Below are 25,354 nucleotides of genomic sequence, written 5' to 3'. Positions count from 1 at the left end.
AAGTCACAAACATCAAGTAAAGGGTATGATAAATGTCATACTTATGCCCTATTTTCATCCCTTTTGCTAATCAATCCATGTACTTCTTCGCTAATTGACCTGCCTCGCATGCTCTTCTCGGTATTCCGTAGGTGTCTGACCACTAGCTTTCTTGAAGACCTGGGTAAAATACCGTGAATCCTGATAACCCACAAGCGGAGCGATCTGATACACCTTCACATTACTACTTTGCAATATATACTTCGCCTTCTCCATTCGACAGTGAGTCACATACTCCAAGAAGGTATAGCCTGTTATTTGTTTAAATAAAGTACAAAAATGACTGACACTAAGATCGGCAAGTTCCGATACTTCTTCAATACTTAAGTCTTTATGATAATTACCCTCGATATAACGTTTTGTCTTCTCGATGGAACTGCGTGTGTCCTCCCGATTTACAGGTTTACTCCCTTGATTCAATCGCACCCCAAATTCTTCCTTCAAAGCAGATATCATTTCAGTCAAGGTAACCAAATGGTGCAGCTTGCTTAGCAATCCATGTAGAGACCAGTCCGAATTTAGATTCAAATGTTCAAAATGTCTGTATAACACAACAACCATCTCCACAAGAAGACGTTCTGCTATTTCTTTAGGAATAGCTTGAGCTTCAATATATAATGCCAACTCATCAAACAAGGATGACATTTGGTTTCTATTCAAGGTACGAATACTCTCTATCAGCGAGGTCTCCAGCTCTTTTGGATATTTCACTTCTGTATTGCCTGCGAAGGCTGTTTCCTCATCTATGAACACCCCGGCAAGTCCAGAATAGAAACGTTGATACAAAGCTTTTGCAGCCAAAGGGTACACTGTGCTTAATTGATCAATGCCTTGTGTACAGCGGCTAATCCCTACTGAGCAGCTTAGCTTGGAATATCTTTTGATCCCTGTAATCAATAGTTCACCGAGTTCTCTTCTGCTCGCGCTTAGAGATCCAGGGAAGAGCAATACCCACTCTCCGTTATGAAAAGGGAAGACTGTAAGTACTCCATGCTCCAGGGACCACTCTTCAACAATATTACGGATCGCAAACAGCCACAGTCGTTTTTCTTCCACACTCCACTGCCCGGTCAACGCAGAATAATCATCCAATTGGACAACAGCCATGAAATAGCCATCTTCAAGTTCGCTATTTTCCAGCCATTTCAGATGCTCTAGAGGTCTTGCATTTCCCAGAGTGATTTCAGCAAACATCCGTTCACGAGCGAGCATTGACAGCATCTGCACGGAATGCAGCATCTGGTCGTTCTCTCTTTGGTCATCCAGTCTTGTTTTCGCTCGGTATAGCATTTCAACCAGTTCGTCATGATCGATAGGTTTTAGCAAATAATCAAAGGCTCCTTGACGCAAAGCTTCTCTCGCATATTCGAACTCCCCGTATCCGCTTATAAAAATAAATACCAGCTTAGCATTCTTTGGCAATACTTCCTTCATCAAAGTGATTCCGTCAATCACAGGCATACGGATATCGCTGATTATAATATGCGGTGTAGTTTCTTCTATTAAGCGGAGGGCTTGTTCTCCATTTCGAGCCTCTCCCACAATTTCCATCTGGAGATCATCCCATGGAATAGCTACCTTTAGACTACGAAGAATAATCGGCTCATCATCTACGAGCAGTACTTTATATTTCTCTTCTATCTCATCCATTCCAGCACCTCCATGCTTATTGAACACTTGAGTTTTGGATCAGATTCCAGTATTCCATCGATGATGCCTGCACTAGCTTTAAAGCATGATCTGCAGACATTTCTTCGTTAATCATTTTTTCGATGACACTTAGGAACATTTTCTTAACTTCAGGTGATAATACGTTATCGTAAGGCACAAAGCTCTTGCGGTTCACTTCCATCATTTCCATCACTTGCGCGAATACCGGACCGGTCTTCTCCGGATCAAAAGCAATACGAATGGATGGAATTCTCAGTCCTTCATATACAATTCGGGTCTGAACTTCCTGCGTGTAAAAAGCCTTCATAAGATCCAAAGCGGCTTCCCGTTTAGCTCCATTTAGTTCGGAGGAAAGACCAATGCCGATGGTATAACCTCCTGCAATCGAAGGCTCCTCTCCTTGCTTCAAAGCAGGAAATGGAATAACGCCTACCTCATTCTGAAAATCAGCTGGAGCCGCACTTCCAGAAAATAAATTGATATCCCAGTTCCCGTTTAAATACATTGCAGCCTTACCGCTTGCAAACAAACTTACTGCATTTTCAGTTGAAAGATCATTAGACTTGGAACTAAAAGCACCTTCTTTTATCCATTGATCCAAATGCTCAAAAGCCTTTAAATAGGCCTCATTCTGAAAGCTCGCTTGATCTTCACCTGTGATTAGCTTCTGGATCAGCTCGGAGCCAGCATAACGATCCATTAAATAATGTGCAAAAATCCCGGCGGGCCAACGATCCTCATTCCCGAGTGCAAAGGGAATGTATCCTCCGGCCTTGAGCCCCAGTATGACATCATCGAGTTCTTGCAGCGTTGTAGGCGCCCCTAGACCCAGCTTATTGAATATAGTCTTATTGTAATACAGTGGTTCAGCGTTTCCTTCAATGGGCAATCCATAAATATGGTTATCAAAGGTCCATAGATGCAGATCCTTGAATTGATTGGTTAGACCGTTCTCTCGGACAAAGTCAGTCAGATCAACAAGACGATTAGAACGCACATATGGCTCTATTTCGGCCCCACCAAATAATACAAACATATCTGGTGGCGTGCCAGTAACCATCTCACTTTTCAGCTTTTGTTCACGGTGTATCGTCTGGTCTAACCCTTCGAAATTAACTTTTATATTTGGATGCGCAATTTGGTATTTATCCACGATCTCTTCAAAGATAGCCAGCAGTGGCCGATCATGCTCTTTGATCCAGAAGTGACGGAAAGTCAGCGTTATTTTTTCTGGTGAATTATCTTCAATCGGTTCATGATCTCCTAAAGTAATAAATAGAACAGCGCCAGATATCAAGACTAGATATATCCACATCCAGCCCCACTTCAATAACCACTTCATGTCAATCTCCCCCTGTTTCCTCTGTATGATCGATTATGGCAGTATTTTTGGTATTCGGATTCGAATCGTTGAACCAAATCCAGGGGATGAACACACAAGTAAGCCATATGGACTGCCGAATCTGATAATCAGGCGCTCATGAACATTCTTAAGCCCTACACCACTGTCACTATATTTCTTCTGGCCGCCTCCCTCGTTATCCCATAGATTCATCATCTTGGCTAAGTCGAAGCCCGGACCGTTATCTTTTACGATAATAATCATATCCGTACCCATTTCATAGGCTGTGATTTCTATAATTCCAGGGTCCTCCATCGGCTCAATCGCATGGTACAATGCATTCTCTACAATGGGCTGAACAATCAGCTTTTGAGTCATAAACGTTCTAAGATTCTCAGGAAGATTTATAATATACGAAAATTTATCCTCGAAACGGAACTTCTGAATATCCAGATAATGGCGAACATGCTCAAACTCCATTTGCAGTGGTATCAGCTCTTGATTCTGACTAATGCTAATTCGCAGCAGCTTGCCGAGTGAAATGACCATTTTACTAATATCTTTATTGCCTTGCAGCACAGCCATTGAATTAATTGATTCAAGTGAATTATAAATAAAATGAGGATTAATCTGCGCCATTAAGGCCTGCATTTCTGCTTCCTTCTTCCGCCCCTGCTCCGTCTGCACCTGTACGATTAACTCGCTGATCTGTGAGCTCATTCGGTTAAAGCCATCAATCAGAAAATCACTTTCATCATCAGCACGATAACGTGTAGTGATAGGTGTAAATATCCCTTGCTTCACCCGCTTCATCCCGTTGACTGCGCTATTAATGCTATAAACGAGTCTTCTAACAAAATAGCGGTCAAATAAAATCGCCGATAACAATGAAACCGTACTCAAAATAATCGCAATATTGCGGATAGAAATGGACTCCGAAGAGATTAGATTCATCGGTGTAATCGCTGCCAAATACCAGTCTTTATTATGTGAAGGGAGGAAGGTTATGAGTGATTGTTCCCCCTGATAGTTATCGATGTAATAGTTTTGTTCCTTGGCATAATCATTTTCTAAAAAAGGGAACTCGGTGCGCTGCCCTATATGTTCACCGGATTTGTTAAAAACTATATTCCCTAGCTTGTTCACTAGCAGAATATCCCCCTTCTTCAGAGTTGCTGCCTCCCAAAAAATCTGATCTAGTAAATCGGGTTTTACGTTCACGACCAAATAGCCGATATCTTCAAGTGAATAATAATCTTTGATCACTCTGGCTTGCACAAGTACCGGATGGCCGGATAATGCTGAACCATTCTCACCGGGTCCTGACCATACAGGGCGCCCCTCCGCACTTTCCATCGCATTAAACCAACTCTGCTTCTTCATGTCCTCAAAGGACATCGGTGCATTGTATTGATAGAGCAGCCGATCTTTACCATATAAACTAAATGAAGTAATCATCGGATGATTAATCAGCAAATTGTTGAGTTCCTGCTTGCGATCATAGGTGAGCACAAAATTAGTCTGCTTAAGCGATTGTTGAATAACCGGTTGTGTGATTGCAGCATTTGTGATCGAGGAGATTTCGCTAAGTGCGAATTTGAGCTTTCGATCCGTTTCGAGCAGTGAAACCCAGTAGAAGTTGCTTGATTTTTTCTCCATAGCGTTAGAGAAATTAACATATGTAACGATCCCCATCAGGATCACTGGAATAAAGACGAGAAGAATAATAGCGAACAAGATTTTCCGGCGGAGCTTCATGGTATTCCCCTTCCCCCTGCTGTCTCTGTTCTCTAGTATTCTTCACGAAACCGCCTATTCCCTGTAAAGACCTAAAAGTAAGATCAGCTCTTGATAGCTCCTGAAGTAAGCCCCGCAATTACCCAACGACTAAATAACAAGAAGACGATTAGCAATGGCAAGGTCGCCGTAAACGTAGCTGACATGATCATTCCATAATCCAGACCGTCACGATTGGAGAATAACTGTTGGAGCGCGATTTGTATTGTAAAATGTTCTTGGTTCTTTAACACGACCAAAGGCCAAAAGAAGTCATTCCATACGGTCATAAAATTCAGTATGCCTAGTGTTGCCATAGCTGGAGTGATCACTGGAATGGCGATGTTCCAGAAGATCCGGAAATGTCCTCCGCCATCAATCCGTCCAGCTTCGATCAGTTCTGTATGTACAGCTGTAGAGATATACTGCCGCATCCAAAAGATCCCAAAAGCATTAACCATTGCCGGAACAATCAGCGCCTTAAAGGAGTCGATCCAATGGAGCTTGGCCATAATGACATAAGTAGGTAACACACCAAGCTGCTGGGGTACAAATAGAGTAGCAATTACAAAGTAGAAAAGAATATTTTTAAACGGGAATTCATATTTAGCAAAAGCATAACCAGCCAATGTACAGAAAAATACGACCGATATGGTTACCATAGACGAGACGAATAATGAGTTTCCAAGGGCTTGGAAGAAATCCGTTTTATCCAGAACCCGCTGGAAATTATCAAAAAATTGGTTTCCAACCGTAAGCAAAGGGGGGACATGGAATACTGCGCCCCTATCATTTGTGCCAACTACAAACATCCAGTAAAAAGGAAAGATGGACACGAGTGCACCAAGAATCAGAATGAGATAAAATCCTACTTTGCCGAAAATCCCAAGATCATCCGGATCTTTTTTTAATAGACGCACAGTACTCACGCTTTACCCCCTCCTGTATCTCCACCCATGCGGCTTGAAACCAGCATATTAAGGACAGAGAATATGATTGTGACCACAAATAGTAGAACTGCTGTAGCCGCCGCCGTACCAAAGAATCCATTGCGGAATGCCTCACTGTACAAATAAGTAACCATAGTGATTCCTTCCTGACGGGTAGATCCAGTTCCTGATTGCCCCAAGAATACATAAGGTTCAGTAAACAACTGCAGCGCACCAATGGTCGAGAGCAAGGTAACGAATACGATAAATGGTTTTAGTAGTGGTAATGTAATGAAGGTTAATTGTTGCCTTCTGTTCGCTCCATCAATTCGGGCTGCTTCATACAAATCTGTAGGAATACTTTGAAGTCCTGATAGAAAAATAATGGCATTATACCCTGTCCAGCGCCACATCACCATAGTTGAAATCGCGATTTTGACTCCCCACCAGCCAGAGTTGAAGGCCACATTATCAAGTCCTAAACCACTGAGCATCCAGTTGATCATCCCGTTGTTCCCAAACAGCGTACTAAACACCAGGGTAACCGCAACGATTGAAGTAATATTCGGCATGAAAAAGAGAACGCGGAACGTTTTTTTGAAACGAGTCATCCCCGAATTCAACAAAACAGCAATCAAAAGTGCCAATAGGATCTGTGGAATCGTACCAAGCAGTCCCATAATTAACGTGTTGCTAAAAGAAATCCAAAAGGTAGGGTCGCTTGTGACCAGCTCATAATTTTTCATTCCTACGAATTTCATAGGATTCAAGGCATCCCATTTAAAAAATGAAAGGTAGATCGTAAAGAAGATCGGATATAGTCCAAATATCGAGAACAGAATAAAAAAAGGAGAGATGAATGTATAAGCGGTGATGCGGCTCCTTCTTTGTTCCGTTAAAAACGGTCGTTTGCTCTCGGCATGCGGACTTGCAATAACAGGTTCAGCCATGACACACCTCCAGGTAATCTAACGTATCAAGCAAAACGTCTTCGGCGTCCTTATAAGGACGGTAATCGTTTATGCGAGAATTAAAGCATAAAGTATTGCGTGAAACTTATACTTTCTTATAATTAAATCCGAATTCACAGAGAATACTGTTCTCTATGAATCCGGACCTTCAAGGCATTGCGCGCTTTCTGTTAGAAGTCTTAGCTGCGTTCAGCTAGCTTCTTCGCTTGTTTAACAGCTTCATCCCACTCTTTAGCCGGATCAGCCTTTTTCTCCAACACGTTTTTCAGTGCATTTTTGAAGAAGGTATCGGTTTGGTCATGAAGTGGACCGTAGTATACCGGTTTTACACGATTAGCTGCTTTACCAAATTCAACTGCCGTTTGTTGACCACCGAAGAATTCATCCTTGAAATCTACGAATGCAGGATCTTCGTACAGGGCAGGAATGGAAGGCATCAACCCTTTTGTCTTGAAGGATTCCAGTTGATTATCCTTGTTATCCATCCAAGCGATGAAATCATAAGCTTCTTTCGAGTGTTTACCTTCTTTAGGCAGGGTCAGGAATGAACCACCCCAGTTTCCAGCACCTTCAGGAAGCTGAGCGATTTTCCATTTTCCAGTAGTATCTGGAGCATTACTCTTAACATTTCCCGCCATCCAAGCCGGTCCCATGACGACTGCAAAAGATCCATCGTTCATTCCTTGGCCCCATTCTGGAGACCAGAGCATTAGATTACTGATCCAACCTTCTTGGATACCTTTAACCGTAAAATCATAAGCTTTGCGAACTTGCGGGTTGGTGTCTCCGATAAAGCTGCCATCCGCTTTGCTGAAGTAGATTTCATCCGCGGATTGGTCACGCAATGCATTAAAGGTAAGATCTGTAAGATCTACAAAAGGCTTACCTGTCTTTTCCTTGAAAGCTTTGGCTACAGCAGCGAATTTGTCCCATGTATCAATGGCTCCGCCGAATCCTTCCGGGTCACTTGGCAATCCGGCTGCTTCCGCCAAATCTGTTCTGTAATAAACAACGGTCGGACCGATATCTGTTGGTAAACCCAACTGGAAGCTGCCATCTACGGAAGAGGCTTGTTTCCATTTCCAATCCAAATAGTTCGCTTGAATATCTTTGGCTCCAAGATCATTCAGGTTATAGAATTTATCCTGTGCATTGATAAAGCGCTCCATGAAACCGATTTCAAGCTGGAAAATATCTGGTGCACCCGACCCCGCCGATAAAGCTGTGGTCAAATTATTATGATGAGCCGTTTGGTCACCCGTATTTTGAACCTTGATCGTTACATTTGGATGTTCCTTCGTATACTCCTTCGCTAGATCCTCGTAGTTCACGTTGCCGAGTGTCCAGAAAGAAAGTTCAATTTTCTCAGCAGGCTCAGTACCCTCATCTTTTGTTGGTTCACTTGTGCTTGCTGCGTTGTTACCTGTATTTTTACTTGATGCGTTGTTCTCGGCGTTGTTGCCTCCGCATGCTGCCAGTGAACCTACAAGCATGATAGCGACTAACGAAAGTGCCAAGTGTTTTACTTTATTCATTCCCCTGTACCCCTTTCAAAGGTTTCTCTTACAAGATTTAGTGTACAGGGTTTATTTTCTTTTTTTGAGGAGGTAAACTTCCGATTTATGGTGGAAATACTTACGAACTCAAGATCAGCTTAAATAAATATTTCATACAGACCTATACCTACTAATAACAATCCACCGATAAGATCAGAATGTTTGCCTAGCCAGGTTTTGGACATTCGATTCCCGATTTGCATTCCGGCAGCAACAGTGAGAAACGAAAAGGCACCCACTGAGATCGCTGTGAAGGTTGCGTTCACACCGCTGATCCCTGCTCCAAAGCCTGTAGCAATACAATTGATAGCCAGCGCTACACCCAGCCACACCGATTCTTGCCATCTTAAGACATGACGATAGCCAGTATCTGTAGAAGCTGTGCTGAGGACATTGGCCTCTATATCCATGCTTACACTTGAAGTTGGTTTCTTATACACCGCTCTAATACTCCAGAGTCCCATAAACAGAATCAAGCAGCCACCAATGGCATTGCCAAGTGCCTCCGAGAAATATTCTGAAACATATTCTCCTGAGGTAATTGAAAGGAAGGTAGCCAGCATTGAAAGAACAGCAATGATCAGATTAGAGAGAGGTGTAATTTTTGTGGACCGTGCGCCAAAGGAAACGCCTATTCCTAAGTTATCCAAATTTGAAGCCAGACCAATAATAATGATGGAAAGCCAGTGCATATTTAAACCCCCTTAGTACATTCATAACTATGTTATGTCTGAAGTGGGCGCATAGAATTTTGTCCAAACAGGTTGCTCATAAAATGTTCGTCAGCTACTCTTATATTGGATTTTTCATGCTTCCGCAGGTATACTATTTTTATTTCTACCTTCATTAAATGATCAAAAGGAGTTTAATATCTATGCCGATTAACCGCCCGCTGTTTACAGACAGTGATTTCCAAGAAGCCGTTGACCGAAAATTACCTGTCCGAGTCTTTCAGGACGATCATTTGGTGAATTCAGGAGCAACCGTTGTCCGCTTCACTGATTTCGATGTCGTTATTCAGTCCAGAGTTAGTGATCTGACTTACTACTCCCGCAAGAGCTGCCAATTCTTTGAGGTTAGACCCTAAAAAAAGCCGGAACACAGTGACCCTAAGATCACTGCATTCCGGCTTTTTTCAGCAGACGTATGTAGTAGCTTTTACTTAATAATTCTGTATTTTCCATACACTTTCATTTTCTCATCCAACACTTCCTGAAAACTCTGCTTCTTCTTATTAGATCTCTCTTGCTTAGGATTGACCACGGGCTGAGGTCTAAAAAACTGATGATTGTAAGCCATAAGATGATGTACGATCACATTCATTGGATTTCAAACTCCTTCCGTGACGTTCCTGAAATTTGCAATTCTGCTAGACTGCTTATGGGTATTTACCCAGATTCTCCAAAGTTTAAACCATTTTAACACATTCTTATTAAACAAAATGAATAATGATCCCTTTTTATAATTCTCTAAATAGATCTTTGTATATCACGTATATCTGTCCACGAAATAAGTGTAATCTGCTCATTGATAATCACTTGCTTAATTTCAATATCGTTTAGTAGAAGATATTCCAATTCTCTTTCTGTATAACATGTCGTTAAGGCTATTAACTGCTCCGTTATTTTAGCTGTATGTATCGTTAATTGGGTTACTCCAGGCTTTAAATTCTTTAATCGTTCAGTTAATCCCTTTTTCATTTCACTGTACGTAGCAGTGGGGTTAATACAATAAGGAAGAGAAACTATATCATCGATTAGTAGAATGCTCCTCTCTTTTGCTGAAGAAATTCTTTTTTTAAACCTTCTCAATTGATCCATATTAAAAAACGGTTGTTCTACTATCCTAGTAGGTAAATAACCCCATAATACTTCCCCCGTGACTATCCAGATGAGTTGGATCAATGCCATGTACTATTGCACTTTGGATCTGCGCTTCTATCTCTACTCTAACCTCATCATCAGCAGCGTTTCTTTCCAGCAGTGTGGCATCTATATGAAAATTTCCTTCCTCCGTAATTAAACTATTTAAATTCCTATTTTGGAATACGGGCCTGTACGGATGCTGCTCGCCACTTGTTAAAGTTAAATGAATACCCATATTCTTTATTCCTCTACAATTACTTATCTCCATTGCTTCATTCGAGTCTGGGCAAGGCATCATAATAGATGTGGATGTTAAAGCTTTTTTTTCAAATAAATCAACAATAGCTTCATTAGTTCCTTTAGTGATTCCAAAATCGTCTGCATTAATAATTAACAAGCGCTCGTCAGCCGCAAAGCCTAATTTTTGAATCATGAACCTACCCCCTATTAATGAATGATTTATTTAAAAATAAGGACGTAAACACCGTGAAGTGTTTGCGTCCTTACTGTGTAAAGCGTTCAATCGCTCCTTAGAGCCGTGGAAGCTTAAATCTAGCGCTGTGAAGGAAATCTAGCGTTCCCAAGACCTTTATTACTATGATCAACTTGACCTCTCATCAGTTCAAGCAAATATTCGGGATCAGCGTTCATATCTAACATTTTCATTGCATGTTTAGGAGCGAACCCTTCACTTACACTATGACTGATCATGGCTAGCAGTGGATTAAAATAGCCTCTTATATTCAGCAGCCCTATCGGTTTCTGATGAATCCCGATCTGCATCCAGCATAGGATTTCAAATAACTCATCAAAGGTTCCAAGACCTCCCGGCAGGGCAATAAACGCATCAGCCATACCGCTCATAATGGCCTTACGTTCATGCATACTAGAGACCTCAATCAGATTCGTTAACCCAGAATGCCTGATTTCATCTTTAAAAAGATCCACTGGCATGATCCCAACGACTTCTCCGCCATTGGATAACACTCCGTCGGCTACCTGTCCCATAAGGCCATTTCTTGAGCCTCCATAAACCAGCCTACACCCTTGTGCAGCTATATGATAACCCAATTCTCTAGCCATTTCCGTATATTCTGAGTTAAGACCTGGATTCGATCCGGCGAACACACATATTGTAAAAGCCATACCTATCACTCCAGACTGGTTATTATGGTTCAATTGAGATTAATTCACTAATTGTACCTTAGAATATTAAAATAAGTGTTAAATGAAAGTTATCTTTTTGTTGGAACCTCACTTTTCGCTTGCGGGAGGATCATTACAGCTATAAAAGTAGAACAAACAGCTAAACTAATCATCCGTAGTTTCCTTGTTAATAAGTTCGTCTTGATTTTCCCTTCTTATGATATTATTGTAATTATTATTCATCTTACACTAAGACGCTATTAAGCTGCTCAAAGTTGTATTATTTTTAAACCCCGGGATTCAGATTGCTTTGAATTATGGTATAATTAGCTGCCTTAGATCTACCTTTTCAATCGTAATACCGGAACCAAATGATTATGGAGGGAAGTTATGCTTAAATTTATAGGTGTTTTACTGCTCTTCAGATTAGTGGGCAACCCTTTTCTGGCTATTATTATCCTGCTTCTTATCTTGTATTTCTTGGATCGGCGATATGTGGGTATCTTCCCCAGCATTACAAAGCCCTTCAAAAGAATGCGTCAAATTTCCAAGCTACGTACAACTATTTCTTTGAATCCTAATGATGTCTCATCCAAATTTGATTTAGCGCGGAGTTTGGCAGAACGTAAAAAATATAGGGAAGCGAAGGATCTCCTACTTCAAATCGAGGATCGTTATGAACAATCTGCCGAATATTGGGTAGAACTTGGACATGTGAATCTAAAGCTTGGTGCTTTGGAGGAAGGCGAGGCACAGACGCTTCGCGGTCTGGAGATCAACCGTAAGGCTCAATATGGACAGCCGTATCTTTGGTTAGCGGAAACCTTCCGCCATACGAATCATGATAAAGCATTACATTACGTTACTCAGTATCAAGAAATCCAGTCTTCTTCTTCTGAGGCGTATTATCTAGCTGGCTCGATGTATAAAGCGCTTGGCAGATCAGAGGATGCAAAACGAGCTTTCGAAGAATCCACCGCTGTTTATCGTTCACTCCCTAAATATAAAAAACGGCAGGAGCGCGGTTGGGCGTTGCGCAGCTTTTTCGCCAAGATGAAATAAACTTGACGACTCCTTAACCCAAAAACGGAGATCACTTCTGATTATCAGAAATGATCTCCATTTTTTATAATAAATTAGGGAAAACGATGTTATTAGTTCGTCACTAATTTCCAAAGCGATAATGCCGACTCCGGATTCCAGTTGGTATCACCGAAACTTCTAAATGTCACTCGAGCTTCATAAACGTTACCCTTGTATTCAACTTTTGTTCCTACAATGTACAACCCGGTGGCATTCCAAGCTGCTACATCTGGTAATACGGGTTTCACAAGGGTTGTGACTGTATACAAAGAGCTGTTGTCTGAAATATTACCAGCAGCGTCTACAGCTCTCACATGATAATTGTACGTAGTGGAAGCTTGCACCGTTAAATCCGTAAAGGAAGTTCCCTTAGTTTGGATCAATTCAATACCATCTCGATACACAACATAATGATCAACACCTACATTATCTTGGGCGGCATTCCACATTAAATTAACACTATTGTGCTTCACTGACATGGTATGCAGCCCCTCAACCATCGAAGGCTTCACAGTATCTGGTGTTTCCACTGGAGGTATAACCACTTCCGGGTTTGGTGTGCTAACAACAATAATATTACCTCCGCCTGACATGTTCCCTGCACGATCCACCGCAACAATATAATATGTATAAATTTTACCTGGTTCTACAGTAATGTCTTTAAAGCTCGTTGTTGAGGATGTTCCGGTTTGTTTCGCTATACCGACGCTATCCCCGCGATAAATCATGTAATGATCTACGCCTAAGTTATCTGTTGCAGCATTCCACATAAGCTCTACACTGCCCGATTCTACATTCATCGTGTGTAACCCTGTTACCGTTGATGGCTTCTCCGTGTCTGGTTGAACCCCAGGTCCTGATTCACCGTTCTTTAGATTCACATCAATGACTTGGTAGAAGGCATTCGCCGTATCATCAATATCCCACACCGCCAAAATAACATGGTATCCACTGCGGTCAGTTGGGACATTTACTTTATGTGTCACAGAACGCTCTGGCTGTTTACCGCCATTCTCAAAAGTTCCAATAAGCTCTAAATCGGAACGTTTAATTGGCGCATTAGGATTCCAACCTTTTTTCGTAATGTAGTAATGCCATTTTGTTGTTCTATGTTGTGCTGTAAGATACCACGTGATGTCATTTACTCCGCCAACCATATCGTGCTTAATCCAGCGATCACTGGATTGCTGATCCAGAATTCCTCCGAACATGCCACCCGCAGATGCAATTTTCCCGTCTGCAGGACCCGCCAGTGGGAAGCCCTTTGGTGCCTCTAGACTCTGTGGCTCATATTGAACAGAACCCACATTATTCGCTGCACCAAGCTTCGCACGACTTGCTGGTTCGGATACATAACCGTGTCCTAACGCTTTTCGGTATCGATAAGTCCTACTCCGGCAATAACCCCCGCTGTGATAACAAATGGAGCGACCTTCTTTGCGATACTGCTGTTCTTCATGATTACTTTCATCATTCATCATCTCGCTTTCTAGTTGTAATTTGAAGACATTGAAAACGAATCCAATGTTATTATAATTTTCAGAAAACATAATAACAATAACCTAAAGAACCAAACGACAATGGATAAAAGACTCATGACAATTGAACGGATTAGTAGTTCTCCCCGCTAATAATGTCCCATCGAAGCGATTCATTCTACTCAAATAAACAGCCAGCCACCGATAAATATATCGGTGGCTGGCTGCAAAAAAACAACTTGTGATGACTTCTGATTCATAAATGGAGTATAGTCCCATTTACATATTTAAATCCTGTCTGTTAGCTTCCCCGCTCTGTTTAACCGAAAATGGCCACCAATTTCCTCGGCCGAAGATCCGTACCATTACAGGGACAAAGAACGGCAGGAAGATTAAAGCATACAAGGCCAATCCTACGAGCACCACTGTAGCAATCTGCATCATCGACAATACCCCAGAAGGATACATCGAAGCGAAGGTACCTCCCAGAATAACTACAGCTGAAAGGATAACTGTGCCCATATTGCGCATAGCGTGTAGTATCGCTTCTTTTACGTCCCATGTTTTATTTTCGTTAAACCGGGCCATTAAGAAAATGCTATAATCCACACCTAGTGCAATCAGCATAACAAAACTAAAGAATGGCGTCGTCCAGGTAATTCCTTCAAAGTGCAGAAGATTAACGAATATAGCCTCTGTAACGCCCAACGCTGAAAAGTAAGTGATCAAAAGTGAAATAATAAGGTAAATCGGCATTACGATTGAACGAAGCAGCAACACTAATATGATGAAAATACCGCTCAGCATCAAGATTACTGTACGTGTATAGTCTTCATTGGAAATGTTCCGCAAATCGCTTTGACTGCTTGTAACCCCGCTAATAGCTGTTTCAGCATTTTCAAGCTTCGTACCTTTAACTGCGCGATCTACTGCTGCTTGAATATCACCCACACTATCTATAGCCTCTGAGCTATATGGATTCTCTGTGAATACCACGTCCAACGTCATCACCTTACGGTCATCAGACAAGTACGTATCAAATACCTGCTTTATACCTTCAGCTTTAAGTGCCTCAGCTGGTACGAAGAATCCGCTCAGTTCTTCATCCTTAGCCGCTTGAATCTGATTCAAGTATTCTTGTGCCGAGCCCAGACCGCTTGTAATTTGCTTCAATCCATCAGCACTATCGCTTAGTCCAGTGGTTAAGGCTCCAATCTGACCTGTCAATTCACTAAAACCATCTGCAAGCTGCTTCTGTCCGCCTTGCAATTGGTCAAGACCACTTGTGATAGATGGAATCTTATCTACGATCTGCCCTTGACCTGCTGCCGCCTGATCGAGTCCAGATTGCAGTTGACTCATTCCAGCTACAAGCTTAGCTAAGCCTTGTGCGAGCGCGGTTTGCCCAGCTGCAGCTTTGGCATAACCGGCATTCGCCTCATTTAAACCAGTAGCTGCACCTTTAAGCTGTTCTGAAACCTGACCAAGACCGGCTGCTAGCTGTGCTGCACCCGTACCACTTTGTGCTACTGTACCTTTGATCGTCAAATAATTTACATCCTGAACCATTTCCGGATAACTGCTCTCAAGGCCAGCAAAGGAACCGTCCAGTCCTTTTAATGCCTCTGCTACCCCTTGCAGCTGCTTCGGAAGCTGCCCGAGTCCTTCACCCAGCTGGGTTAAGCCACCACCGATTTTTTTATAGCCCTCAAGTAACTTCGCATTTGCATCTGCTAATTGTTTAGCACTTGTTGCTGCCTGCTGAAGACCGGCTTTGATCTCTCCCGCACCCGCTGAGCCACTCTTAATCCCGCTCTCAATCTGGGTGAGCCCAGCACCTAAAGCAACGATTCCATCTTTGAGATCAGCTGTGCCCTCTGTCAGCTTAGCACTTCCTGCAACAGCCTCTGTAAGTTTCGGAGCATTATCGCTAAGCTGTTTACTAGCTTCAGACAAGCCGGTTTGAATCTTGGTCAGTCCTTCATTACTCTGGTCCAGTCCAGCAGAAAGAGTACCCACCTGATTCGGAATCAAGAAATCACTAATCAGCTCACCTGTTGGACGTGACATACTCCGAACAGATTTTACGCTATCCACTTTTTCCAATTCACGGCTGATTTTCTCTGCAAGTCCCAGATATTCTGAATTGTCCATACGATCATCATTCTTGATTACGATCTTGCCAGGCATCGATTCACCTGGTCCGAAGCTCTCTGAAATAATATTAAAACCTTTTACCGAAGCATATTCTGAACCAATTTCCTCCAGGCTGTTAAAGGACAGCTTACCGCTATAGGTAACTAAGAAAGGGGCTACGATTACTGCAACAATTAGAAGAGCGGCCCACGGTCTTTTTAAAGAAAAAGAACCTGCCCATCCCCAAATACGGCTCTCACTATGCTCCAGCTTGCCTCGGGAAGGCCAGAATAGCTTTTTGCCTAGAACAGCCATAAAGAATGGAACAATTGTCACAAGTGCCAATAGCATAACTGCAATACCAACTGCAACAGCTACTGCTGAACGATAAAGAATAAATTTCGATAACCCAATCGCTACAAAACCTACAAACACTGCTAAGCCCGAATAGAACACCGTTCCTCCAGCTTTTCGATAAGTTGCAATGATTGCACTTTTAGTATCTTCTGCGGTCATCAATTCTTCTTTAAAGCGACTGATCAGCAAAATACAGTAATCCGTACCAATTCCGAACATGACTGCAACCATAAAGATTTGAGTAAAGGTAGATAAAGGAAAATCATAACGGTCCACCAAAAAAGCCACGACAGATTGGGATACAATATAGCTGATACCCACTGTCAGCAGCGGTACAAAAGGCGCTACGAACGAACGAAACACGACGAATAGAATAAGTAGGATAAAGACAACTGTAATATACTCCGACTTCTTTAGCCCTGCTTCTGAGCTAGCAATCATATCCTCAGTAATCAGACCTTCACTCGTCAAATAATGATCTGCTTTAACACCTGAGAGCATCTCATCCACTTTATCTGGCAGCGCAGTAACAGCCTCTCCTTCACCTTTTACGGACAAAGCCACCATAATGGTCTTGCCATCTTTGGCAATCAGTGTATCTTTAAGCTCACTTTGTGAAAAAGGATCAGTGATGGAATCTAACTGCAGAGATTCCTTATTCGCAGCCAGCTTCTCAACGCCTTGTTGAATACTTGCTGTTTCTTCCACTCCGATTCCCTTCGGGTTATTGAACACAAGGGCTACTTGATGGAGCGATTCGCCTCCCTTGTCGCTTGACGCTTCCTTCATGATTTCTGCTGCTCTAGATGAAGGGTATCCCTCTGGAACGGTAACCTGCCCCTTCTCACGGACAAGATCAGAGAAAGACGGGGCCGTCATCACTAGCACCACCGCTACAGCGAGCCAGATTGCGATAACCGCCCATCTTGCTTTTAGAATCGTCTTCATTGGCTCTTCCCTCCATTATCATTCTGAATTAGACTTGCCAGTTTCTCAAACATCATGATGAACGTCTCAATATCCTTCTTTTCAAAATGAAACAAATACGGGGCCACTACTTCATGTACTTGCGACTCAGCTGCTTCAAATACTTTTTTACCATGCTCTGACATCGATAAATACACCTGACGACGATCATTCTCATCACGGGTTCGCTCGATAATGCCCGCTTGCACCAGTCTGTTGATAATTGCTGTAATGGAGCTTTTACCCACGCAAAAAGTTTCTGCCAGATATGTAGATGTACATTGTTCCTGAGCATGTATTAGACGCAGAATTTGATACTGATCATTCGTTGTATCTGCAGCAATGCTATCTTTAATTCTTGCGGCTACTTGTCTAGTCACCATCATATAAGCATCCATATAACGGTTAATCCAATGCTGAACTTCATCTTCCAAAGCTTCCTACCTCCAAATATAGTTCAACTGTAGAATAGTTTCATTGTCAAACTATAATCCCATTTATTTCAAAAGTCAACTTTACAATTCTAAGGAATAATTTAAAATGTACCCCACAAAAAAACAGGCCGAGAGTTCATCTCGACCTGCCATTGTATGTCTTCTAACAACTGTTTATTCCTCATCCGCGATCTCTTCTACTTCATAAACACATCTCAGCGTTTCAATGCCTGCTGCATTTTCGCCGAGGCTATACACCATGAACCCAAGACTACGGTAGAAATCTGCAGCAATCTCATCCTCTGTTTCAGCTACCAGATAACGCGGCTGACGCGTAGTAAGCAGCTCCAGAATCATCCCCCGTGCATAACCTTTTCCTCTGTTCTCTGGCAATACAGCAATATGCCGAATATCCAAAGAACCATCTTCTGTTTCTTCGAAGCCCACAAGACCAAGCAGTAATTCTTCCTCTTCCCAGCCATATAACTTTAATCCGGCTTGTTCGCTATACTCAGACGAAGTCTGCTGTAGAGCATTCGGATCATCTATGACCGCATAAGTCAGCAGCTCATTCACCTCAGGTGTACCAATGAGGGGTTTAAGATCAATCAACATTCTTCACATTTCTCCTTCTTTGTTCCTTCTACAGCTAATCACTCGAAACAATCCGTAGCCTGTCCACACACCCAGCATGTTTAAAAGTAAATCATCGATATCGAAGCTTCCCACATGCAGCAGCATTTGCAAGCACTCCAAAAGCAGTATACAAGGGACAGCATAGAACGAAATCCTAAGCCAAGAAACCGGACGTACCTTTACTAATGGCGATAGAAAACCAAATGGAATAAAAACTACAACATTTCCTAGCAAATTTACTAGCCGATTGATAAGTGATAAACCGTTATCCAAGTTGAAATAAAGTGACACCGTGCGAAATGGAACCAGATTATACTGAAGAGGACCTCCGGTATGTACCTCACGTCCAAATCCGATAAACATCCAATAGATAACAGTAGCACTATACAGAGTTAGCACTACCCGTGTCAATCCTTTTAGCGGCCATGAACGGTAAGTTTCTTTATGTCTGCGGTTAATCAATTCTTAGGCTGAGCTTCAATAATTTCGATACTTCCATCAAGTTTACCTACGATCGCCATCGCTGCAATTCCAATAAATAGGCCATGATCTACAACACCCGGGATGTTTTGGATGGTCCGCGCAAGCTTTGGTGCAGCTTCTATCGCTTCAAATCGGCAGTCTGCAATGTAATTGCCATTATCCGTCTTGTACAACTCTTCTCCGCTGCGACGCAATTCAGGTTGGCAACCCAGTTTGGCAAGCTCTGCCACAGTCCATTCCCACGCGAAAGGAACGATTTCCACCGGCAATGGAAATTTTCCCAGCGTGTTTACAACTTTACCTTCATCGGCAATCACAATCATTCGGGTACTATTACTAGCTACAATCTTCTCACGAAGCAAAGCGCCGCCGCCGCCTTTAATTAGTTGCAGACTGCTGTCTAGCTCGTCCGCTCCGTCAATGGTTAGGTCCAGACTATCAATATCACCAAAAGCAACAAGTGGAATCCCTAGCTCTCGTGCTTGCTCTTCGGAAGCGCGTGAAGTAGCTACTGCGGTAATTTTCAAGCCTTCACTGACTCGTTCACCGAGCTTGCGGATTGCCCAGTAGGCAGTTGATCCCGTACCCAGACCTACCTTCATTCCATCTTCTACATATTCCACTGCTTTTTCAGCTGCTAGTTGTTTAACGTTGATACTCATTTTAATACCCCCATGTTATCCATTATAAAGTTCTATAGTATTTTGCCGTAACAAAGACTATCCGGATCACCTATGTAGGGTCCAAATAAATCAATCGGTTGGTAGCCATGCTTGATGTAAAGCGCAATCGCTTCTGGCTGCTTGATTCCTGTCTCCAAGCGGATCTCCTTGAACCCCGCCGCTATTGCTTGTTCTTCAAGAAATAACAGCATATTTGTAGCTAAGCCCATTTTACGATAACTAGAATCTACATAAAAGCGCTTCAACTCCATCGTTGCAATCTCTATTCCGATATAATCCAGTGGACGAAGCCCGCCACAGCCCACTGGTGTTCCGTTTAAGTAGGCTACTACGAAAGTCATTTCTTTAACTTTGGGATCCTCGAAATCAACAACATAGATCATCTCATGCGGATAACGCATCTTCAGTTCCTCATCCAGAAACGTAATTAGCGCTCTTAAATCAGCGTTCTCTGGATCAACCACTTCAAATTTCACTTCCGTTACGGGTGGCACTCTATTTCCTCTTTTCTTGTATCCAATTTCGTATTATCCTTCTTGCAGCCGAAAAAATCAATATTCTTCATTCTGTCTTATGTATATTGCAATTTCACTACATCCTCTAAATTTAGGATCATCTCTTTTTCAGCATGGTTAGCAGCCCTATGTAAGTAAGCTTTATGCTCAATGAAAGCATCTGAGGGGGCTGTCAATTTAATGTACTCCAGCACACTACGTTCGACATCAGCGAGAACTAGATTGCCTCTACCCGCACTTACTCTACATAGATTAATGATTGCTAAAGGCTTATTCACAACGGCCTGCCCGCTGGACTCCACAAAAACTGTGTATTGAACTAAAGGAATTACGTCTGGATCTTCCACACTAGCAGTGCAAGACTGGTCAAAGATAGAATACATTAGTGAAGGATTGCGTGATAAAGCTCCTAATTTATTCTGATTAGATACCAATTTGCTGTTCTGGTAGGCCAAGAATCCGGCAACTGACAACACGAGCACAAGCAAAATAACTAATATCGAGTACATTTCATCACGTCCCACCCAATACTCCATAATAACAATACCGATTATATATTATCATGGATAACTGCATAGACCAATCCTATATTATCAACACTTTAACAAGTCTAAACGATATTCAATCTATAAAGTTATTTTGAAATATTCAAAATAACAGTTGAAACTTCGTTTGACATGTCTCATAATGAAAATATGAATATTGTTTGTCAATCCATATGGAAATCAAGGGAGGAAACTTAAAATGAAGTTTTTCTTGGACACCGGAAATATTGAAGAGATCAAACGTATTACTCGCCTCGGACTAGTGGATGGCGTAACGACTAACCCGTCACTCATCGCTAAAGAAGGAAGATTGTTTAAAGATGTTATCAAAGAAATCGTAGCCATCGTTCCAGGTCCAGTAAGCGCAGAAGTAATCGGACTTACAGCAGAAGAAATGCTTAAAGAAGCATATGAAATTGCTGAGTGGGCTCCAAACGTTGTCATTAAACTCCCTATGACTGAAGATGGCTTGGAAGCTTGTTATGAGCTTACAAAAAAAGGTATCAAAACTAACGTAACGCTTGTCTTCTCAGCGGCTCAAGGCTTGATGGCTGCAAAAGCAGGCGCAACTTATATTTCTCCTTTCGTAGGACGTCTGGATGATATCGGTGTTGACGGAATGAAGCTGATCAAGGATCTGAAGACCATCCTAACTAACTACGGTATGACTTCCGAAATTATTGCAGCATCCATCCGTAACATTGCGCATGTTGAGCAAGCCGCTCTTGCTGGTGCTCACATTGCTACCATCCCAGGATCGCTCCTGCCTACCCTCTGGAAGCATCCGCTGACAGATAACGGTATCGAACGCTTCCTGAAGGATTGGGAATCCGTACCACAAGCTTAAGTGTCTTTCATTCTTTTATCAAAGGGCTATCCTGCAAGCTACGGCAACGTAGCTTAAGGATAGCTCTTTTTTCCATCTAAATTCCTTGCAGAAGTCTGACGAACACGATTTGACAAGAGGCGCGGATTTACCTGCTCCTTTTCTTTCACGCCAGATTCTCCCTTGCTCCCCTTGCTTGGCGTTACTGCAAATAAGGTCAGCAAACCACCAATTGCGCCGACTGTTGCCATCAAAGCGAATAACACCCAATGGCCACTGCTTAACAGCAGCGATACCACTGGCGGTCCTGCGGCTACCCCTATAAACCTCATACTGCTGTAGAGAGCGGTAATCGTACCGCTGTTCTCTTTCTCAATTCCCTCCGTGATTAAAGCATCCATACAAGGAAGCACAATCCCGATTCCGACACAACCTAAGCCCATAAACCCGACTAAGAAGTAAATACCTTTATTGAACCCCGCAAAGATCATTGCTGCAGTTAGTAATACCATACCTCCAAAGCCCAGCCATTTCATTAGCGTTTTGTTCTGACCAATGATCTTTCCTGTTCCATATGAAGACAGACATAACAAGGCTAATGGTATTGCCAGCACAAATCCCTTCATTGCGCCATGCATATTAAATTTAGATTCCAGCATTTCCGATAAATAGAATTGAACGCCAAAGGTTACAAACATACAGATACCGCCTATGGCAAAAATAGCATACAACCATCGTCCTTTTTCACGCAAAATGCTCATAATTCCGGATAAAAATTCTCTTATCCCCTGTTTCTCAGGTTGTTCCTTCGCTTCCGGCTTTCGAACTAGAAACAGAACTAAAGCAAATGAAATTAGACATAGAACAGGAATAGCGATAAAAGGTGCAAACCAGAGCCATATTCCAAGATAAGCACCAAGGATCGGACTGAGTACTTTACCAAAGGTATTAGAGGTTTCAATAATTCCCAGACTTTTGCTTACATCCTCTTCTTCCTTGAATAAATCACCAACGAAGGGCAGCACAATAGGAAAAGCACCAGCTGCACCTATCCCTTGTAACAAACGTCCGGCCAGAATGACCCAATAGGCGCTAACGCCCTTCATAAACCAAGCCGCCACCACGCAGACGACTCCACCAATAGCAGCAATGATTAGACTCGGAAGAATCACCTTTTTTCGTCCATAAGCGTCAGACAGGTACCCTGCAATAGGAATCATCACGATAGCCATCAATCCATAAACAGTAATCAGCATACTCACCTGAAAAGAGCTAATGCCTAGTTCTTTAGATATCTGCGGCAAAATAGGGAGCAGCATGGAGTTACCGAGGGTCATAATTAGTGGAATGGATGCCAGTGCAAGCAGATCCCATTTTCTTTCCTTCATGAACTGACCACCTTTGTCATTGTTTGCGACGACTCTCTATATTGTGGTTTGTTCATCCCTCTTTATTCATACATATAAAAAGACCGTCCTCCGCCAATGCGAAAGGACGATCTTATGATCAGAAAATTGGGCTTTACAGCGAATTTGTTATCATGGTCTTTGCTTTTACAGATGGAAGAAACCGGTTTGGTTCTCCTAGACTAAAAATATGCAGCAAGTGCATCGCTCGAGTGCAAGCTGTATAGAACAGTTTACGCTCACTTTCTCTGCCATATCGTTCAGCTGAACCATCGTAGATGATGACAGCATCAAACTCCACACCTTTAGCTAAGTAAGCAGGTAACACCAATGTTCCCTTCTGGAAATTCGGCGTTTCTTTCGTAACGAGCCTTACGGGTAGCCTACTATGTAGTTCATCATGAACTCTTGCGCTTTCTTCTGCTGTTTTACAGATGACAGCCACGTAATGGTACCCCTTGGATTGCAAATTCCGGATATCCATTTCAACTGCATTCACAAGCTCATCCTCACTAGACACCACACTTAGCTGAGGCTCTTCTCCTCTTCGATTAAACGGCACAATTCTTTCCCCTCCAGGAATCATTGAACGCGTAAATTCTACAATCTCAAAAGTGGAGCGATAGCTTCGGGTTAACGAGATCACTTCTGTGTTTTCTTCCCCATAAATGCTTACCAAACTAGACAAATCACCGAGCACCTCACCTTGTGCATAGATCGCCTGATTCAGATCACCCAATACGGTCATTTTTGCCCTTGGAAATAAACGGCGCATGAATTCTAATTGGAAAGGTGAGTAGTCTTGTACTTCATCCACAATCACATGACGAATCAGCGTATTGGTACGGAAGCCTTGGCTTAACTCCTTCAAATAAAGGAATGGTGTAGCATCTTCGTAGGCAAGCTCGTTTACTGCGATTGATTTTAGTGTTTGCTCACAGATCTCATCCCAGATTTCCGGCAGAGAATTAACACCATTTAGACGTTCCATAAGCTCACGATCCGTAAACAGCGCACTGTACAACCCCTTAACATCCACAAAACGGCCTCGTTTAGTCCATCCGCGCAGTGGTTTTAAGCGTTGGCTGACTACATACCGGGATAACACTTCTTTTTCAGTATCAAAATCATCAAAACTATCCTGCGTGGCTTTCTTCTTACGTCGTAACATCTGATATGCACGATGGTAATCACTGGAGTCCAATAGCTCAATTTGATCTTCAACCCATGAAGCGTTTCTTTCCTCATGACTAAAATCAGCAATCTTCTTCAGTAACCAGCGTGTCATTAAGTCTACGCGGTTCGCAAGCTTAATGGTGGAATCATAGGCATAGAAATGACGTTCCATTTCTTCTTTACTGACTACCGCTCTACCTTGAAACATTAAAGGCTTGAACAACATGCCCTCATGTTCCAGCATCGTAGCATACCGACGAATCACATCGAGAAAAGGTACGGATGATTTATAAGCGATGCCTTCTCTGCGTATCCCCACTTCAGGACCATCAGGGGCATTCAATAGGTTTTCTGTCTGACTAAAGACATCTTCCAGCTGGAATTCATGTCCTAAACGATGCTCAAGATACATTTGAAAAGTGGTTTGTTGCATATTTTCTTCACCTAGCTCTGGAAGCACGGTTGAAACATAGCTATTAAACAGCGGGTTCGGTGAGAACAACAACATCTGGTCAGCTTGCAGAACTTCACGGTATTTATACAAAAGATAAGCTACCCGCTGCAATGCAGCAGAGGTTTTCCCGCTCCCTGCGGCACCCTGAACAACCAGCATTCGGCTTTTGTCGTTGCGGATAATCGCATTTTGCTCTTTCTGGATGGTAGCTACAATACTCTTCATTCGATCATCGGCACTATGGCTAAGCACTTGCTGTAAAAGCTCGTCACCGATCGTTACCCCAGTATCAAACATAACTTCAATGACACCATCAGAAATCACAAACTGACGCTTAAGATTCATTGTACCGGAAACAAGTCCACCGGGTGTTTCATAAGCTGCTGGGCCAGGAGCACCATCATAATATAAGCTCGAAATAGGCGCACGCCAGTCATAGATCAAGAAGGTGCCATCATCCTCCATCAAGGATCCAATCCCTAGATAAATCTTTTCCGTTTCTCCATTTGGTGCTTCTGTAAAGTCAATACGCCCAAAGTAAGGAGAAACGAGCAGCTTTTTATATTTTTTTAAAGCCTTGCTCGACTGTAAATGATGGCGTTCACGTTCATTCAAGATTTGGGATTGTTGGCGCAGACTTGTTGAAGTTTCCCCTAAATCATCTGGACTACTGAAGTTTACCGTTACCTCTTCCCAGAAATCTTTACGCATATCCACCACATCACTGCGATGGAGTCCAAGCTCCTCAGATAATCGCCGGATATGGGCAGACAAAAGCTTAGTCACTCCGTCAACCCGCTGCTGTTCCTCTTTCCATTCAATTTCATGATTCTCCACTACATTTCATCCCCTTTGGAGTTTCACCCTGAACATAACCCTTA

23 protein-coding genes are annotated in these 25,354 nt (G+C 42.5%); 3 read left to right on the top strand and 20 right to left on the bottom strand.

Translation table 11 applies throughout. The annotated features are described in order from the left end of the window. Positions 1-90: 90 nt before the first annotated feature. From CA600_RS01615 to CA600_RS01585, 7 genes are all read right to left on the bottom strand, one after another. Positions 91-1,689 carry a response regulator gene (locus CA600_RS01615; RefSeq protein WP_094868594.1) on the bottom strand — a complete coding sequence of 533 codons (1,599 nt, stop codon included), beginning with the start codon at positions 1,687-1,689 and terminating at the stop codon, positions 91-93. A gap of 16 nt (positions 1,690-1,705) precedes the next feature. Continuing rightward, positions 1,706-3,052 carry an ABC transporter substrate-binding protein gene (locus CA600_RS01610; RefSeq protein ID WP_094868593.1) on the bottom strand — a complete coding sequence of 449 codons (1,347 nt, stop codon included), beginning with the start codon at positions 3,050-3,052 and terminating at the stop codon, positions 1,706-1,708. A gap of 33 nt (positions 3,053-3,085) precedes the next feature. Continuing rightward, positions 3,086-4,810: a sensor histidine kinase gene (locus CA600_RS01605; RefSeq protein WP_094868592.1), complete on the bottom strand. Its 1,725-nt coding sequence runs from the start codon at positions 4,808-4,810 to the stop codon at positions 3,086-3,088. A gap of 83 nt (positions 4,811-4,893) precedes the next feature. Beyond that, the gene (locus CA600_RS01600) at positions 4,894-5,757 is read right to left on the bottom strand and encodes a carbohydrate ABC transporter permease (RefSeq protein ID WP_094868591.1); all 864 of its coding nucleotides are present in this window, start codon (positions 5,755-5,757) and stop codon (positions 4,894-4,896) included. Next, positions 5,754-6,707, bottom strand: coding sequence for a carbohydrate ABC transporter permease (locus CA600_RS01595; protein WP_094868590.1), 954 nt, complete (start codon positions 6,705-6,707; stop codon positions 5,754-5,756). Before CA600_RS01595 ends, CA600_RS01600 begins: the two co-directional genes overlap by 4 nt. Positions 6,708-6,907: 200 nt before the next feature. After that, positions 6,908-8,263, bottom strand: a complete 1,356-nt coding sequence (locus tag CA600_RS01590; protein WP_094868589.1) for an ABC transporter substrate-binding protein — start codon at positions 8,261-8,263, stop codon at positions 6,908-6,910. 119 nt (positions 8,264-8,382) lie between these two features. Continuing rightward, the gene (locus CA600_RS01585) at positions 8,383-8,976 is read right to left on the bottom strand and encodes a manganese efflux pump (RefSeq protein WP_094868588.1); all 594 of its coding nucleotides are present in this window, start codon (positions 8,974-8,976) and stop codon (positions 8,383-8,385) included. A 182-nt stretch (positions 8,977-9,158) separates the two neighbouring features. Here CA600_RS01585 and CA600_RS01580 point away from each other — a divergent pair, with 182 nt between their 5' ends. After that, a complete protein-coding gene (locus CA600_RS01580) occupies positions 9,159-9,371 on the top strand; it encodes a hypothetical protein (RefSeq protein WP_042126976.1) in 213 nt (70 codons plus the stop codon). A 71-nt stretch (positions 9,372-9,442) separates the two neighbouring features. Here CA600_RS01580 and CA600_RS31065 read toward each other — a convergent pair whose 3' ends face one another. From CA600_RS31065 to CA600_RS01565, 3 genes are all read right to left on the bottom strand, one after another. Continuing rightward, complete coding sequence (locus CA600_RS31065) at positions 9,443-9,607, bottom strand: hypothetical protein (protein WP_179281484.1); 165 nt, start codon at positions 9,605-9,607, stop codon at positions 9,443-9,445. Between the two features lie 522 nt (positions 9,608-10,129). After that, a complete protein-coding gene (locus tag CA600_RS01570) occupies positions 10,130-10,582 on the bottom strand; it encodes a ChbG/HpnK family deacetylase (protein WP_094868586.1) in 453 nt (150 codons plus the stop codon). A gap of 119 nt (positions 10,583-10,701) precedes the next feature. Next, positions 10,702-11,295, bottom strand: a complete 594-nt coding sequence (locus CA600_RS01565) for a TIGR00730 family Rossman fold protein (RefSeq protein ID WP_094868585.1) — start codon at positions 11,293-11,295, stop codon at positions 10,702-10,704. Between the two features lie 390 nt (positions 11,296-11,685). Here CA600_RS01565 and CA600_RS01560 point away from each other — a divergent pair, with 390 nt between their 5' ends. Continuing rightward, the gene (locus tag CA600_RS01560; RefSeq protein ID WP_094868584.1) at positions 11,686-12,357 is read left to right on the top strand and encodes a tetratricopeptide repeat protein; all 672 of its coding nucleotides are present in this window, start codon (positions 11,686-11,688) and stop codon (positions 12,355-12,357) included. A 92-nt stretch (positions 12,358-12,449) separates the two neighbouring features. Here CA600_RS01560 and CA600_RS01555 read toward each other — a convergent pair whose 3' ends face one another. The 8 genes from CA600_RS01555 to CA600_RS01520 form a co-directional block, all read right to left on the bottom strand. Next, on the bottom strand, positions 12,450-13,928 hold the full coding sequence (locus CA600_RS01555) for a lytic polysaccharide monooxygenase (RefSeq protein WP_256989680.1): 1,479 nt from the start codon (positions 13,926-13,928) through the stop codon (positions 12,450-12,452). A 207-nt stretch (positions 13,929-14,135) separates the two neighbouring features. Further along, a complete protein-coding gene (locus CA600_RS01550) occupies positions 14,136-17,297 on the bottom strand; it encodes an MMPL family transporter (RefSeq protein WP_094868583.1) in 3,162 nt (1,053 codons plus the stop codon). Continuing rightward, positions 17,294-17,749, bottom strand: coding sequence for a MarR family winged helix-turn-helix transcriptional regulator (locus CA600_RS01545; protein ID WP_094868582.1), 456 nt, complete (start codon positions 17,747-17,749; stop codon positions 17,294-17,296). Before CA600_RS01545 ends, CA600_RS01550 begins: the two co-directional genes overlap by 4 nt. A gap of 174 nt (positions 17,750-17,923) precedes the next feature. After that, on the bottom strand, positions 17,924-18,364 hold the full coding sequence (locus CA600_RS01540; RefSeq protein ID WP_094868581.1) for a GNAT family N-acetyltransferase: 441 nt from the start codon (positions 18,362-18,364) through the stop codon (positions 17,924-17,926). A 3-nt stretch (positions 18,365-18,367) separates the two neighbouring features. Beyond that, complete coding sequence (locus tag CA600_RS01535) at positions 18,368-18,847, bottom strand: VanZ family protein (RefSeq protein WP_094868580.1); 480 nt, start codon at positions 18,845-18,847, stop codon at positions 18,368-18,370. Then, entirely contained in the window at positions 18,844-19,524 is a 681-nt protein-coding gene (gene rpiA / locus CA600_RS01530; RefSeq protein ID WP_143812083.1) for a ribose-5-phosphate isomerase RpiA, read from the bottom strand. The genes CA600_RS01535 and rpiA overlap by 4 nt, the downstream gene beginning before the upstream one ends. 38 nt (positions 19,525-19,562) lie before the next feature. Then, positions 19,563-20,045 carry a GNAT family N-acetyltransferase gene (locus CA600_RS01525; protein ID WP_256989679.1) on the bottom strand — a complete coding sequence of 161 codons (483 nt, stop codon included), beginning with the start codon at positions 20,043-20,045 and terminating at the stop codon, positions 19,563-19,565. A gap of 77 nt (positions 20,046-20,122) precedes the next feature. Further along, a complete protein-coding gene (locus CA600_RS01520) occupies positions 20,123-20,575 on the bottom strand; it encodes a hypothetical protein (protein ID WP_143812081.1) in 453 nt (150 codons plus the stop codon). A gap of 235 nt (positions 20,576-20,810) precedes the next feature. Between CA600_RS01520 and fsa the strand changes: the two genes are divergently transcribed. After that, the gene (fsa, locus tag CA600_RS01515) at positions 20,811-21,458 is read left to right on the top strand and encodes a fructose-6-phosphate aldolase (protein WP_042126959.1); all 648 of its coding nucleotides are present in this window, start codon (positions 20,811-20,813) and stop codon (positions 21,456-21,458) included. A 53-nt stretch (positions 21,459-21,511) separates the two neighbouring features. Here the strand turns inward: fsa and CA600_RS01510 are convergent, their stop codons facing one another. After that, the gene (locus tag CA600_RS01510) at positions 21,512-22,825 is read right to left on the bottom strand and encodes an MFS transporter (protein ID WP_094868577.1); all 1,314 of its coding nucleotides are present in this window, start codon (positions 22,823-22,825) and stop codon (positions 21,512-21,514) included. 133 nt (positions 22,826-22,958) lie between these two features. Next, the gene (gene helD / locus CA600_RS01505; protein WP_094868576.1) at positions 22,959-25,310 is read right to left on the bottom strand and encodes an RNA polymerase recycling motor HelD; all 2,352 of its coding nucleotides are present in this window, start codon (positions 25,308-25,310) and stop codon (positions 22,959-22,961) included. Positions 25,311-25,354: the final 44 nt, after the last annotated feature.

This window comes from Paenibacillus sp. VTT E-133280 (genome assembly GCF_002264385.1).
Classification (GTDB): Bacteria; Bacillota; Bacilli; order Paenibacillales; family Paenibacillaceae; genus Paenibacillus_AQ; species Paenibacillus_AQ nitricinens.
Note: the sequence above shows the minus strand (reverse complement) of the source record. Positions and strands in the feature narration are given on the sequence as shown.